This window comes from Dyadobacter sp. HNCC25DJ184 (genome assembly GCF_056895215.1).
The window spans coordinates 86,903-100,645 of the sequence record NZ_JBXHAQ010000015.1; the positions used below are offsets into that span (position 1 = coordinate 86,903).

Annotated in this window: 13 protein-coding genes and 1 pseudogene; 6 read left to right on the forward strand and 8 right to left on the reverse strand. The window is 41.4% G+C overall.

What is annotated here, in order from left to right; genetic code table 11:
• Nucleotides 1-12 precede the first annotated feature (12 nt).
• Nucleotides 13-1,537, forward strand: a pseudogene (gene tnpC, locus AC1XUD_RS20795) (IS66 family transposase).
• Here the strand turns inward: tnpC and AC1XUD_RS20800 are convergent.
• The 3 genes from AC1XUD_RS20800 to AC1XUD_RS20810 all read right to left on the reverse strand — a co-directional run bounded on the left by AC1XUD_RS20800 (nt 1,523) and on the right by AC1XUD_RS20810 (nt 3,475).
• Nucleotides 1,523-2,404 carry a cysteine peptidase family C39 domain-containing protein gene (locus tag AC1XUD_RS20800; RefSeq protein WP_483362943.1) on the reverse strand — a complete coding sequence of 294 codons (882 nt, stop codon included), beginning with the start codon at nt 2,402-2,404 and terminating at the stop codon, nt 1,523-1,525. The pseudogene tnpC and the gene AC1XUD_RS20800 sit on opposite strands and share 15 nt — an antisense overlap.
• A 77-nt stretch (nt 2,405-2,481) precedes the next feature.
• Nucleotides 2,482-2,997 carry a TlpA family protein disulfide reductase gene (locus AC1XUD_RS20805; protein WP_483362944.1) on the reverse strand — a complete coding sequence of 172 codons (516 nt, stop codon included), beginning with the start codon at nt 2,995-2,997 and terminating at the stop codon, nt 2,482-2,484.
• Nucleotides 2,998-3,001: 4 nt separating this feature from the next.
• Nucleotides 3,002-3,475, reverse strand: coding sequence for a hypothetical protein (locus tag AC1XUD_RS20810; RefSeq protein WP_483362945.1), 474 nt, complete (start codon nt 3,473-3,475; stop codon nt 3,002-3,004).
• A 1,174-nt stretch (nt 3,476-4,649) separates the two neighbouring features.
• Here AC1XUD_RS20810 and AC1XUD_RS20815 point away from each other — a divergent pair.
• Together AC1XUD_RS20815 and AC1XUD_RS20820 are read left to right on the forward strand one after the other, a co-directional pair.
• Complete coding sequence (locus AC1XUD_RS20815) at nt 4,650-5,216, forward strand: hypothetical protein (RefSeq protein ID WP_483362946.1); 567 nt, start codon at nt 4,650-4,652, stop codon at nt 5,214-5,216.
• A gap of 310 nt (nt 5,217-5,526) precedes the next feature.
• Nucleotides 5,527-6,477 (forward strand): hypothetical protein, encoded by a 951-nt coding sequence (locus AC1XUD_RS20820; protein ID WP_483362947.1) that lies wholly within the window; start codon nt 5,527-5,529, stop codon nt 6,475-6,477.
• A 60-nt stretch (nt 6,478-6,537) separates the two neighbouring features.
• Here AC1XUD_RS20820 and AC1XUD_RS20825 read toward each other — a convergent pair whose 3' ends face one another.
• The 4 genes from AC1XUD_RS20825 to AC1XUD_RS20840 all read right to left on the reverse strand — a co-directional run bounded on the left by AC1XUD_RS20825 (nt 6,538) and on the right by AC1XUD_RS20840 (nt 10,157).
• Nucleotides 6,538-7,428, reverse strand: coding sequence for a polyphosphate kinase 2 family protein (locus AC1XUD_RS20825; RefSeq protein WP_483362948.1), 891 nt, complete (start codon nt 7,426-7,428; stop codon nt 6,538-6,540).
• Between the two features lie 76 nt (nt 7,429-7,504).
• The gene (gene rdgB / locus AC1XUD_RS20830) at nt 7,505-8,080 is read right to left on the reverse strand and encodes an RdgB/HAM1 family non-canonical purine NTP pyrophosphatase (protein WP_483362949.1); all 576 of its coding nucleotides are present in this window, start codon (nt 8,078-8,080) and stop codon (nt 7,505-7,507) included.
• An 81-nt stretch (nt 8,081-8,161) separates the two neighbouring features.
• Nucleotides 8,162-9,070, reverse strand: coding sequence for an FKBP-type peptidyl-prolyl cis-trans isomerase (locus AC1XUD_RS20835; protein WP_483362950.1), 909 nt, complete (start codon nt 9,068-9,070; stop codon nt 8,162-8,164).
• Between the two features lie 52 nt (nt 9,071-9,122).
• Entirely contained in the window at nt 9,123-10,157 is a 1,035-nt protein-coding gene (locus AC1XUD_RS20840) for a DHH family phosphoesterase (protein WP_483362951.1), read from the reverse strand.
• Between the two features lie 203 nt (nt 10,158-10,360).
• On the opposite strand from AC1XUD_RS20840, the gene AC1XUD_RS20845 reads away from it, so the two are divergent.
• Nucleotides 10,361-10,780, forward strand: a complete 420-nt coding sequence (locus AC1XUD_RS20845; protein WP_483362952.1) for a nucleoside-diphosphate kinase — start codon at nt 10,361-10,363, stop codon at nt 10,778-10,780.
• A gap of 74 nt (nt 10,781-10,854) precedes the next feature.
• Here AC1XUD_RS20845 and AC1XUD_RS20850 read toward each other — a convergent pair whose 3' ends face one another.
• Complete coding sequence (locus tag AC1XUD_RS20850) at nt 10,855-11,364, reverse strand: fasciclin domain-containing protein (RefSeq protein WP_483362953.1); 510 nt, start codon at nt 11,362-11,364, stop codon at nt 10,855-10,857.
• Nucleotides 11,365-11,457: 93 nt separating this feature from the next.
• On the opposite strand from AC1XUD_RS20850, the gene AC1XUD_RS20855 reads away from it, so the two are divergent.
• Nucleotides 11,458-12,078: a 3-keto-disaccharide hydrolase gene (locus AC1XUD_RS20855; RefSeq protein ID WP_483362954.1), complete on the forward strand. Its 621-nt coding sequence runs from the start codon at nt 11,458-11,460 to the stop codon at nt 12,076-12,078.
• A gap of 225 nt (nt 12,079-12,303) precedes the next feature.
• Nucleotides 12,304-13,743, forward strand: coding sequence for a histidine kinase (locus tag AC1XUD_RS20860; RefSeq protein WP_483362955.1), 1,440 nt, complete (start codon nt 12,304-12,306; stop codon nt 13,741-13,743).

Below are 13,743 nucleotides of genomic sequence, written 5' to 3' on the forward strand. Positions count from 1 at the left end.
TATATTTAAGGTATGCAAACCGCTGCTCTTGATTCACTTTCCAAGGAAGAATTAATCGATCTTTTGACCAAAGAGCGGGATATTGTCAGCCAGCAAGACGGAGAGATAACCTATCTCAAATCGCAGCTGGAAATGTACAAGCGGATGCAGTTTGGACAGAAACGCGAACGCTTCGAAGGTGACCCAGCCCAGATTCCCCTCCCGTTTGAAGCACTCGCCGGGCAAATTGCCGCGCAAGAGGAAATTTTGACAGAAAAGATCAGTTACGTCCGCAGCAGGCCCAATCACAAAGGGCGTGCAGCCCTTCCATCGCACCTGCCGGTTGAAGAGATTGAAATTTATCCTGCTGGTGATCTTTCAGAGATGGTCTGCATCGGCAAGGAAGTTACCGAGGATCGGACCGCCGATGCGGCTTGATTATGAACCTGCCCGCTTTTTAATCAAAAGGTATATCCGTTATAAATACGCTGCCAAAAATGGAGAGGGTGTCCGAATCGGCCAACTTCCAGAGCGGGTTATCGATAAGGGGATACCTTCCGCTGGGCTGCTGGCCAGCATATTGACCGACAAATACCAAGATCACCTGCCGCTTTACCGCCAAAAACAACGCTTTGCCCGCGAGGGAATCCAGATCGCTTCTTCAACTATCGAAGGCTGGACCAAAGAAGCTCTGACCAAGTTAGAACCACTCTATGATCAACTGGTCTTTGATATCAAGTCGAAAGGGTACCTCCAGGTTGACGAAAGTCCGATTAAAGTTTTAGAAAGTGACAAGAAGGGAGCTTGCCACCAAGGCTACTACTGGGTCTATCACGCCCCATTGGATGGCATGGTTCTCTTTGATTACCAACCTACCCGTAGTTCGGTAGCGGCAAAAACCATGTTGGACAGCTTTAAAGGCTATCTACAGACAGACGGGTATGTGGTTTACGAAAAACACGGAAAGCGGAAGGATGTTATCCATCTGGCCTGCTGGGCGCATGCCCGACGTGAATTTGAACGAGCGCTGGAAAACGACAGAGCCAGGGCGCAAATAGCGCTGTCGATGATCCAGAAGCTATATGCGATCGAACGGAAAGCGAGAGAAAAGCAATTGCATGCCGACGCGATCAAGGAGTTGCGACTAAATGAATCTCTACCGATTATTAATGAACTAGGTAAATGGATATTCGAACAAATAAAAAGCACCCTTCCTAAGAGCCAGATTGGCAAAGCAATGCAATACAGCTATGCCCGATGGGATGCATTGAGTGTATATCTGTATGATGGAAATTTGCTGATCGATAATAATCAAATTGAAAATGCCATTCGACCCTTGGCCCTGGGCAGAAAAAATTACTTGTTCGCCGGATCTCACGATGCTGCACAAAGAGCTGCCATGATCTATTCTTTTTTTGCAATCTGCAAAAAGCACAGCGTCAATCCCTTCCATTGGTTAAAGCACACGCTGGAAAACATCTGCACCATTAACCACAAACACATCACAAGCCTTTACCCGCAAAACTTCAACAAAACCCCCGAGTTAATCAACATGTAGTTCATAGGTTGGATACTTTCCGCTTAGATAGCTAATGGCTTGCTGGATACGTCGGGTATCATTGAGTCTTGTGATGATTTCCCCTGTTTTGCGAGTATCGAAGAAAGTTCTTGGGAGATATAGTAATTTTTCATAAAAATCATCCATGATCCGGTTATTGAAGTCACGGCTTTGGCGTATCAAGAAAAATCCTCGCAAATATCCCAACCCAGCCCTGGCAAACAACAAAATGGACAATAGTCCCATTCCGAACCAGAGGCGCTTTGTGTCGTGCTTCGGTAATATGTCGTCCAACAACTTTTGGCTAAAAATCGCTGTTGCCATCCCCAAAACAGCCAATACAATTCCCAAAACAGCAGCTATAACGAGCATTGGAGTATCTGCACGTATCAATTCTTTAAACCACGCGATCTTTTTCTGTTTTTCTTGCGGCACCCGTTCAAAATTTTCAGTAGGGGTTAGTATCAAAACAGCCTTTGACTTCCACACAGAAAGCAATTTTTCTGTGTTCCATGTTTCAAGGCCTTTGGCAGGGTCAAAAACAGGATAGGCATCAGCTTTGGTGGGCTGAAGGGCAAGCACGTAGTGCTCCTGCTTTTCATCAATCATTACGTGAAGAATACACGGAAATGTGGCTTCCTTTTTGAAAATCTCAATATCATCTACTTCAAATGCCTCGGCCACAAATCCCAATACGTTGGCGGCTTGCTGCAAACCTAAGAGACTAGTGCCCTGAATACTGGTGCCACTTAGCTCGCGTAAATGTTCCAATGAGGTATCGTCACAATAATGACGGATTGTGGATAAAAGACAGGCGACGCCACAGTCGGATTCGCCTTGTTGTTGGACAAAAGTTGTTAATGTCATCTTTTTATAAGGAGGAAGAACAAAATGTGAAAGCCACGCCATAAATGAGGCAATGAATTCCCAGCGAATTTGTTGTGTTACATATTTGATGCGTTTATATATTTCACAATAGCGTCTATCCGGGTTTCTCCTTTGAACTGCTTAATCAACCTTTTGTGCTGGTCATAAATAAAAATATGAGGAACAGAGACCGAGCCGAATGTTTGCATGATTTTTTCGCCGGGGAGATATGCGAAGTAGTTATGGGCAAATTCAGAAAGCCCATAAGTTTGGCCAAACGTCTTTATAGCCAGACTATCTGCCGATGAAACCCACCACAGATCGACATTGGCGAAGGCCTCTTTTGCCAGCACAAGGGCCTTGGCCTCATATTGACAGTGCTCGCAGTCCGGATGGAAGAACAACACAACCGTTGGGTTTCCATCTTCAATTGGGATTTTACTAACCCACTGAAATTTATTTACCTTAGGCAGTTGTTGTATTTCCTCTCTAAAAACCTCCTGCGCATTAATCTTTTGAATGGATTGATAACCCATATAGGTAGAAATTACCATAACTGACAGTAGTAATGCCCATAGCAACCTTCTTTTCATAATATCACGTTAGGTTTAGGCTTAAAAAAGTAATAAACACAATCCATAGCACAAGACTGGTACCATAGCTGGCCATCACCACCTCCATCCCATGGGTAAGTGTGATATTTAGTAGCCGCTTGAGCCAATAGGCTAACGATACCCAATAGATAAGCTCGAATACATTCAACAATTGTAGTGGATAAATTTGCCAAGTGGACAAATTTGCAACATCAAACAATTGCAAAGCGGATAATGGATAGAAGTACTGCAGGTCTTGAAAGGTATAATGCGTTTGGATAAATAAAAACCAAAAAAGCTTAATTAATGGAACCAGCAAAAATGGAATTTCAGCCAACATCACAGCTTTAAACAGCAGTGAAAAATTTACTTGTCGGTTAACAAAGAAGAAGCCTGTAAGCAGGATAAGTGCAATGATTGAGAATTTAAGTGCATATACAATTGGGATTAACGCATACCCTAACTGTAAGTACCCCATTTACGTGTTTGCTCAATCATTCCTTCTATTTTATCCGTTGTCAGTTGTTCTGCAAAGGAGTTGTAATAAAGAGTATCTGAAACCAAGAGTTGATTGGATGAAAATGCAATCCCAACTGCAAAAGACAAAGCTATCAAGAATAGCACGCAGTTTCTATTTTGAATCAAACTCATTGCCATGTCTATTTTCTGCTACTTAATACACTTTACTTCAACTTTTTCGTTTCTTCTTTCTTGCAATACTTCCTATGATAGATGGTTTCAATAAATTACATCATAGACAATGCTCAGTTTGATGTAACTGGCTTGGGGCTACTGTATCGCAACTGGGCATTTCAATTCTTCGGACCTAAAGAAGTGGCAGAATTTTATCCTGTGATTATGATGTGGCGGAACTGATATGTAATAAAAACTGGTAAGCAAAGCCATGTACGGAGCCGATTAATCAGACCCCTGAAAAACAATATTTGGTCATTCTTTCCTCTCACGCAGTTTTGAAATGCCCCCGTATCGCACCATAAGCACTTATCTATACCCCTGAATGAAGAGTTTAGGGATATAGATAGTAGAAATTTTTTGAATATCAAGATTACTCATTTTTAGATTTCTGCTTCCTGATAAAATAGTATGCAACAACCGTAGGGTTTAAAAATGTTAAAATTAAAAGATGTTCCTCCGTGGTAATTGGTAACTGATGATAACGTCTATAAACCGTAAAGGTCATTACAATTACAAATTGTACCCACAATAAACATTTAATGAATTTTTTTGCCATTTTGTTGGTAAATTTGAAAGAATCAGGTAATACTTGCGGCGCTCAGTACTTATTTTTATACTGTGACGAATGGATTTGTAATTGTCACGGTCGTCAGTGTATCATTTCTGTGACGGAATGCTCCGACGTCCTTTTTTTGAGAATATTAGCGGATACTTTTGTAGTAGAAATGGTTGATTTCTATTTTAAGATATTGAAAGTCAGTTGGAGTTGTGCGTTGTAGTCAGTGTTTTCTGTGCACTAGTAATGTTAACAATTTTATCAGAGGTTACAGCCGGATAAAGAAACGGTTGATCTATTGGCCAACAAATAGATACCTTTGCGAAAAAGAAGCAACTTTGTATTGGGACAAACCAGTTGAGATTAAAGGTGCTATACGTTCTACATAATTTCCCAAGTTTTGAAAATATACAAATATCTGATTCTCTGTTTTTTATTAATTTCTGGTTTGGCGATGACCGGATGTGAGGAAAAATCGTCAAGAGCGAATGGACCTTTAAAATATTATGATGTGCAGGGTCTAATAGAAGATCAGATTCAGGCTCTCGAAAAGGAGCATGTTAAAGTGCTAAAGAAAACAGAGTTGGATGGCGAAAAAGAGGTCAAGACGATAGATCACATTAACTGGCAAAAGGAACTACAGCCATTTATTCAGGCGGATATTAACAAACCAGCTTTTGTTAACAGCTACAGTATAGAAAAGCCGGATTCCAATACCATTGTCTACACGCTTATATCGACCGATCATTTGTTGGTGAAAAAGCTTGTCATCAAAACGGACACATCAGGCAAAAGTCCATTGGAAATAACGGCGAAGCTGGGGTCGCAAAATCAGCTGTATCGGTCTGACCGGGAGATCAGTGCTCTGTTCTCAAATGGGAAACTTAAAACTTACACTGTTGAAGGATTTCAAAAGCTGGCAACTCTCCGCAAAAGAAATTTCAGAATAGAAGCCACGATTCTTTAGGCAACTCAACTCGTTTTCAATTCTCTTGTTACCATATTTTGGGTAATGTTTACCCAAAATGTCGACATTCTATTGTCGAAATATCTGTGGATATGGTTTAAGTTCTGGTATAATTATTTGGCCTAAAGACCGCTAGTTTCGCAGTATTTGAACATTTTTCAATTTTTCTCCTATTAAATCCCATACCCTTTTCCTCGCTCTGGTTTGGTGGAATGATATTAGAGATTTAGTTTATACATCAGGCGACGCATTTAAGCTTCAGGCTTGGTCAATTAAATCGAATTAAAGTAAACTAAATCACGTAATACCAATGCAACCAGATCAAAAAAACAAACAGAGTATAGCTTGGGTAATGGTAGTTGTCCTTGGATTGGCAACGGCTATGTTTGGCTATTTATTTACAACTCAAAAAACCGAACTAACTCAGCAGCAAGCCCTCGTCGTTGAAAAAGCGAGAGAGATGGCTATGACGAAAACCAAACTCGATTCGATATCTACAGTATTGGATGCGAAAATTGCTGAGATAGAAAAACTAGGTGGTGATGTTGCTGAGTTAACGAAAGTTAAAGAACAACTGGAAAAAGACAAGCTTGCATTCAGCAGAAGCAAAAAAGTTGAAACTGGTAAATACCTTGCTAAAATTAAGGAATACGAGCAGTTCCTGGTTGAAAAAGATGAGGTTATCGCCCAACTTCGCGCTGAAAACGAGCAGTTAGTTGCATCAAATGATTCACTACACACACACGTGGGTTCACTTACCTCTGAAAGAGAAAGACTAGTTCAACGTCAGGCTGAATTGACCGATTCGGTAGTAACTTTCACAGCGGCTAATAAAGAATTGTCTGAAAAAGTTAGTCTTGCAGCTGCATTGAAAGCTCAAAACCTGAAAGTTTTAACTGTAAATTCTCGCGGAAAAGTTAAAGACAAGGATGAATACAAAGCTAAGAACGTTGACAAAATCAAACTTACTTTCAATCTTCCTGAAAACGCACTTACAGCTCAAGAACCGAAAGACATTTTTGTAAGACTTTTGGATCCGGATGGAGCAGTTGTAGCAGATGACGCGACAGGTTCTGGAGAATTCGAGATCAACGGAGCAGCATCAAAATTCACAACACGTGAGTCAGTTGCTTACCAAAATAACAATCAGAAAGTGGAAATGATGTATGATAATGCAAACAAATTCCGCCCTGGTAAATATAATGTTGAACTATATGCCGAAGGATATAAAATCGGAGGCGGAAATTTCACCATCAAATAATTAGTAGTTTTTGTGTCTTAGGGGAGAGGTTGCCGATCATTTCGGCAGCCTCTTTTTTCGTTATTCGAGGTTTTGTTTTTCGATTATGCCGATGAATTTTTTTAGCTCTTTCGTACGCTCCGCACCGACCTTGGGATAGCTCATTTTCAATGCCTTCATCTCAGCAGCGATAATCTTTGAAATAGTTAGTCGCATATTCTTTTTGTCGTCTGCCGGAATTACATACCATGGTGCTTTTTTGGAAGCTGTTTCGTTGATGCACTCCTCATAGGCAGCCATATATTCGTTCCATTTGTCGCGGACTTTTACATCCTGCTCTTCGAATTTCCAGTTTTTGGAGGGATCGTTTATTCGTTCAATCAAGCGATCTGCTTGTTCTTTTTTAGATACGTTTAAAAAGAACTTTATAACCCTGATCCCGTTGTGGTGCAGATACTTTTCCATATTGGAGATATCCTTATAACGTTGCTTCCAGACCTTGTCAAGATCCGTCGTCACCTCTTCGGGAAGGCGTTGAACGTTCGTGAGAATGGAGCTATCTACCTTTACAACCAACACTTCCTCATAGTAACTTCGGTTAAAGATGGTGATACTACCGCGTTGCGGCAGAAGCTGATTGGTACGCCACAGGAAATCGTGTTCCAACTCAGTTTCGCTGGGACGCTTGAAAGAGTGAATAGCAACTCCTGCCGGGTTCACACCAGAAATGACGTGCTTGATTGTTCCGTCCTTACCCGCTGCATCCATGGCCTGGAAGATAATCAGAAGGCCATATCTGTTATGCGCATACATCATAGACTGAAGCTCGTCGAGTTCAATGGCAGCTTCGGACTCCATCAACTCATATTCCTCTTTATTTTCATAAATATCTTTGAATCGAGTCGCTGATTTTTTGATATCAAATTTTTTGCTTCCGTCGAAACGAAAATCATCAGGATTAAATGAAGACATAGGTTTGGTTTTTGAAATTGATATAGTGCTTAATAATTCAATAATTTGCTGAAGTTTTAAGGTGATGATTCACCGGTCAAGTTGACTTCAGGTAGTCGACCAACTTAGCGATCGCTCGGCCTCTGTGGCTTAGCGTATTCTTTTCTGCCAGGGTCATTTCTGCGAAAGTTTCGTCATATCCTTTTGGCAAAAAAATCGGATCATATCCGAAGCCTTCCGTGCCCCTTTTTTCAAATATAATAGTTCCTTCAACAGCGCCTTCAAACTCGTGAAAAACGCCGTCGATCACCAGGGTCACCACGGTTAAAAAGCGTGCACTTCGATCTTCTTTATTTTCAAGATTTGCTAGAAGCAGGTCCATGTTATCATCCGGATTGCGTTGTGGACCGGCATATCTTGCAGAAAAAACGCCTGGCTCTCCGTCAAGTGCATATACCTCCAATCCTGTATCGTCAGCTATGCAATTGATTTTAAAGTGATCCCAAACATACCGCGCTTTACCAGCCGAATTTTCTGCAATGGTCTGATATGGCTCGGGTATATCAGTGGTGCATCCAATCTCGTCGAGCGTCACCAATGTAAACTGATCGCCGATTATGGTTTGAATTTCAATTAGCTTGTTTTTATTGTTAGTTGCAACGCAGAGCTTCATATGATAAAAGTTGAAGTTGATACATAAAAAGAACGGCCTGCTCGTTCGAACAGGCCGCTAATATAAGATATCGTTCTCTGATTATCTCGCTGGAGGAAGCGAAGGTCCCGATGGCATAGGAGCACCTTTGCTAAAGTCAATCATCTCTAATTTGAACTGCAATACTGAGTTACCAGGGATCGGGCCATACGTTTCAGGGCCGTAAGCCAAGCCTGAAGGAATGATCAAAATACCTTTGTCGCCTTTTTTCATCAATTGCAAACCTTCATCCCATCCTGGAATTACCATTCCGGCTCCCACCTGAAGTTCCAAAGGCTTAGCATCCGGTAATTTTTTTGATGAATCGAACTCTTTACCATCCAGGAACATCCCTACATAATGGACCTGAACCTTATCTCCAGCTTTTGGAGTTGCGCCAGAACCTTCCACTTCCGGAACATATACCAACCCTGAAGCAGTTTTACGCGCCTTAGCTGTAAGACCATTTTTTGCAAGGAATGCGTCAATTATTTTGGCATCAGCAGCTTTTTGAGAAGATGCTTTTTCCGTTTGTTTCTTTTGGAATTCCTCAGAAGTCAATACATCAATAACCTTCACAGTAAAGCTGATTTCCGACCCCTTTTTGATCATTGGAGGCATCGGTTGCTTCAAATTCGAGAATAAAGTGTCAGCATTCACAAGGAATTTGGCGCTATCGCCAGCAGCCAGCAATGTAAGCCCTTCTTCAAAACTTCCTTTGTACGGAGGAGTTTGAAGTACCATTTTCATAGGAGTACCTTCTTTGTAAGTATCTCTCAAAACAGAATCAGCACCATTTTTCAAAACAAGATGAAACGAAAGAATATCGCCAAGTTTTGCTTTACGAGCATCGTCTTTGTGATCGAAGATTTGGTATTTCAGACCGCTATCGGTTACTTGGGTACGATACTGGTTGCAAGCGGCAGCAAGGATAGTTATGCCCATTGCATAACCGACTGTTTTAAAATTCATCTGAGTTTGATTAATATAATATTTAAAGTATTTGAAATTTTATTGGGCAAGCTTATTCGACATTCAGTAACTCGTCGCGATAGTCCGGGAGCACTTCAAGAAATTTCTTCACTGTCAATTCTACCGACGTAGTCGACCTGCCTCCTGATGCGTTTTTATGCCCGCCTCCGCTAAAGTGGGTACTCGCCAGATTTCTCACAGAAAACGCTCCAACGGATCTGAAAGATATTTTTACTTCCCCTTTTCGCTCAATAAACAGAGCAGACATGACCACGTTTTCTACTTGTAATCCATAATTAACTATGCCCTCAGTTTCTCCGGTAGTGGAATGAAATCTCGCCAACTCTTCTTCGGTCAACACCATATAAGAGGTCCGGAATTCTGGAAGCACCACCAATTTTTGAGAGAGCACGTAACCAAGAAACTGTAAACGTGACAATGGAGCATTATCGTATATCATTCGATGAACCCGGCTGGTATCTAATCCGGTCAGCATCAGATCCGCAACAGCCAAATGAACCGCCGGCGTAACATTTGGATGGCGAAAGGATCCGGTATCTGTCATAATACCTGCGTAAAGACACTCAGCCATGGAAACATCAAACAATTCAACCGTACTCTTTGTTGGCTCCAATGCTTTTATAGTGGAATAAACAAGCTGGGCAGTTGCGGCGGCATTGGTATCCCATATCATCCAGTCTGCAAAATTTTCCGGTTCAAGATGATGATCAATCATCAATTTTGTTGCGGTAGATTCTCCCACCAATTTTCCGACATCTTTAAGACGGGAAAGAGCGGAAAAGTCCAGACAGCATATCAGAGAAGCCTCATTGATTTTCTTTCTGCACAATGCGTTTTCGCTGGGACGATCATATACGATGGCATTTTCAACTCCCGGCAACCAACGAAGATTCCCCGTGTAGTCAGTAGGGCTGATTATCGTTACGGCATGTCCGTTATCAGACAAATATTTTCCCCAACCCAAAGACGAACCCAGCGCATCAGCGTCAGGATCTCTATGCATGGTTATGACGATCTTTTGGGGGGTGGAAAGAAAAGTCTGTAACTCTTCAATTACTTGATTCACAGTTTTTTAATTCAATTGTGTGAGGCTGGAAGACATGTTTTAGCGCACAAAATTAAGAAAAGTGTTGAGATTTGTTTGAAAATGAAATACAAACACTGAAAATCAGTGCAATGTTTTGAAATATAGGGCCGCAATGAAATAACTAATTATTCTATATCGACTGAAAATAGTAGTTTTGCCGCAAATTAATTTTCTTTATTAACATGCCAGTAAATAAGACCTTCACGATGATAAAGCCGGATGCCGTTATTGACGGACATTCAGGTTCGATTGTAAAAATGATTGAGGCAGCAGGTTTCAGAATCGTTGCCATGAAAAAAACGCAACTTACTGCGGAAAGAGCAGGGCAGTTTTACGAAGTGCATAAAGAGCGCCCTTTTTATAAAGACCTTTGCGAGTATATGTCTTCAGGACCAATAGTTCCGATGATACTTGAAAAGGATAACGCAGTTGCGGACTTCCGCACTCTGATTGGAGCTACCAATCCGGCAAATGCTGACGAGGGAACTATCAGGAAATTGTTTGCTAAATCCATCGAAGCGAATGCAATCCACGGGTCTGACTCAGACGAAAATGCTGCGATTGAAGGGAATTTCTTCTTTTCTCATACTGAGCAGTTCTGATAGAAAAATATCGATAGATATCAAAAAGGCCGTTGTGAAATCCACAACGGCCTTTTTGATATTCGTTCAATTTCTTACTTATCAGTTAAAACTCTCCCGATTACGTGAATGATTCCGTTATCGGCGTTCACGTTTTTCAAAAGTATATCGGCTTTATTGATCGTAACAGTAGAGTCCTTTTTGGAAATAGTTACATACTGACCGTTCAATGTCAGTTGTCGACCCGTCGGTATATTCTTGAATTCGGTTCTTCCTTTCAAGATGTGATATTGAATAAAGGATTTGATGGAATCTTTTTTCTGGGAAGTAATCGCACTCGCGTCCGCAATGCCTGACCTTTTAAAAGCAGCATCGTTAGGGGCCAGAAAAGTAACGTTTTCGGTTCTGAGCGCATCGGTCATTCCGCCAGCCTTCATGATTTCCCTGAATATTGTGAAGTCGTTGCTTTGCAACATCATGTCCGTGATAGTCTCAGGCTTAACAAGGTCACTATCCTTTTCTTCGCAGGAAATAAGAATGGGTGAAAAAATGGCTAAGCTTAAAAAAAAGGGAACAATGCTCCCGATCAGACTATTTTTTTTCATAGATTTCGTTTTGAATATTTTCTGTAAAACTAACGGAAAACTGTTTACAACATTTTAAAGAGTCTTTTTTTTAATCCTAAACCACCGTATTCAATGTTAAAATTGAGGTATTTAATGATGCTGGGCGCTGTCCTACTTTTTGCAAATTCGGCCTTTCTTGTTTTGAAAAAGCCAGCGAAACCTGTTAAGATTTTTAACGGGAAAGATCTGACCGGCTGGAAGATCAACGGAACCGAAAAGTGGTATGTTGAGAAAGGAGAGCTCATCTGCGAAAGCGGCCCTGACAAACAGTATGGTTATCTGACTACCGATAAGTTTTACAAAAACTTTGACCTGTCTCTTCAATTTAAGCAGGAGGCAAACGGAAACAGCGGTGTATTTTTCCGTTCAACAGTAGACGGCACGAAAGTCTCAGGCTGGCAGGTTGAAGTGGCTCCGCCAAATCATGATACAGGTGGTGTTTATGAATCATATGGCCGTGGGTGGTTGGTTCAGATCAATGACGATCAGGAAGGTTTCTTGAAAATGGGAGAGTGGAATACGCTTCGTATCAAGGTGGTGAACGATCAGGTAACGACCTGGTTGAACGGACACCAGATGGTAGATTTCAAAGATGCCAAAATCGGAGCAGCGAACGGATCAATAGCTTTACAGATCCATGATGGGGGCGGCATAAAAGTGAGATGGAAAAATATAGTGGTGGAAGAACTTTAGGTGTATTCCACTTTTTCATTCCGCGATTCTATGCATTGAGAATCATTTTAATATAGTTCGTCGGAAATGATATCCGGTAGGCTTCAGGTAGCACTAGATTTGTATATGTATTATGCTGATCTGACTGCCTGAAGCTTTTTTTATAAATTTTTACTTAGGTTTTTGTTCAAACAGGTCACCGGAGTAGTTGCAGATTTAGAATTGTGAATGCGAAATTACCAGGGAATGCGTAGACCAAATAACAGCGAGAGAGAAAACAGAAGACCTTTGAAGATGATCGGCTCATCACTTGAAGGGAGAGATTTTAGTAATATGAACCTCGAAAATGCTGATTTCAGCTTTTCAAGTTTAAAGGGTACCAATTTTGATGGAGCTATTCTAAAAAATGCGAAAATGCGTTTTTCTGCGCTCGACAGATGCACTTTTGTCAATGCAGACCTTACCAATGTAGATCTCAGTTTTAGCAGTCTTCTGGATATAGACCTGACCGGTGCTCGTGTCGAGGGTGCCAATTTTGGCTTTACTTCACAGGATAATTTTGGCCTGCACGATCTCAAGGTGATCGGGATGCTCAAGCAACGAAGCTGGGCAGGAGTGTGTATGGCCATGGTATTGGGCGCTATTTTGCTTTACGGTATCAATTCCATCGTCTTCTACACAGCACAAATATATTATACCGCCGAAGTTGTACGCGCCCAGCTATTTCAATACCTGGCGATTCAAAATGTGGTGATTGGGATGGTGACGGTATTGATCACGAACAATCTGGCCTTCTGGCTTGATAATGGAATTAAGACTGTCTTCCTTCGCCATATTGTCCTTTCGGTGATAGTACTTGTTTTTGATGCTACCATATCCCTTGGCATTTTTTGGAAATTTGGAGCTCCGGTTGTAGACCGTTTTGTGGAGTTGTACCCCCTGGAATCTTCGGCGTCAGCACCTTCATTTTTCTATATGATCGGCCCCGTAATGATCGCTAATCTATTTTACTTCTTTATTCGTCAGAGCAGGCAGATATCGAGGAAAATATCGGATCAGGAATTTCAGCTGTTAAATCTGGAAAAACTAAAGACAAGAGCGGAACTGGATGCCCTCCAGGCGCGTATCAACCCTCATTTCTTGTATAATGCACTTAATAGTATCGCCAGCTTGGTTCATGAGAACCCTGACAAGGCCGAAGAAATGACGCTGCTGCTTTCCAAATTATTCAGATATACAACAGGCGGGAAAAACAACGAATATTATGACACCGTTGAAAATGAGATCGAAATTGTAAAAACTTATCTCGAAGTTGAAAAAGTGCGTTTTGGAGACAGGCTTAATTTTGTAGTTGAAATTTCGGACGCGAGTTTGAATCAACTGATGATTCCCAAGTTTATATTACAGCCCATTGTGGAAAACGCGATCAAGCATGGTATATCTAAAATGGCTGACCAAGGCTGTATTGAGATTAAAATTACCGAGGAAAAGGAATCGCTTTTCTTACGGATACATGACAATGGGCCGCTCTTCGCAGAGACAATGGGTGCTGGATATGGTATCAAGAGTATTCAGGATAAATTGAAGTTGCTATATGGAGATAAGGCGGCCATTGAGCTCCATAACAAACCGGAGAAGGCCGTCAGTATTATGATTAATAAATCCGCACTCCAGCAACATTCTTAG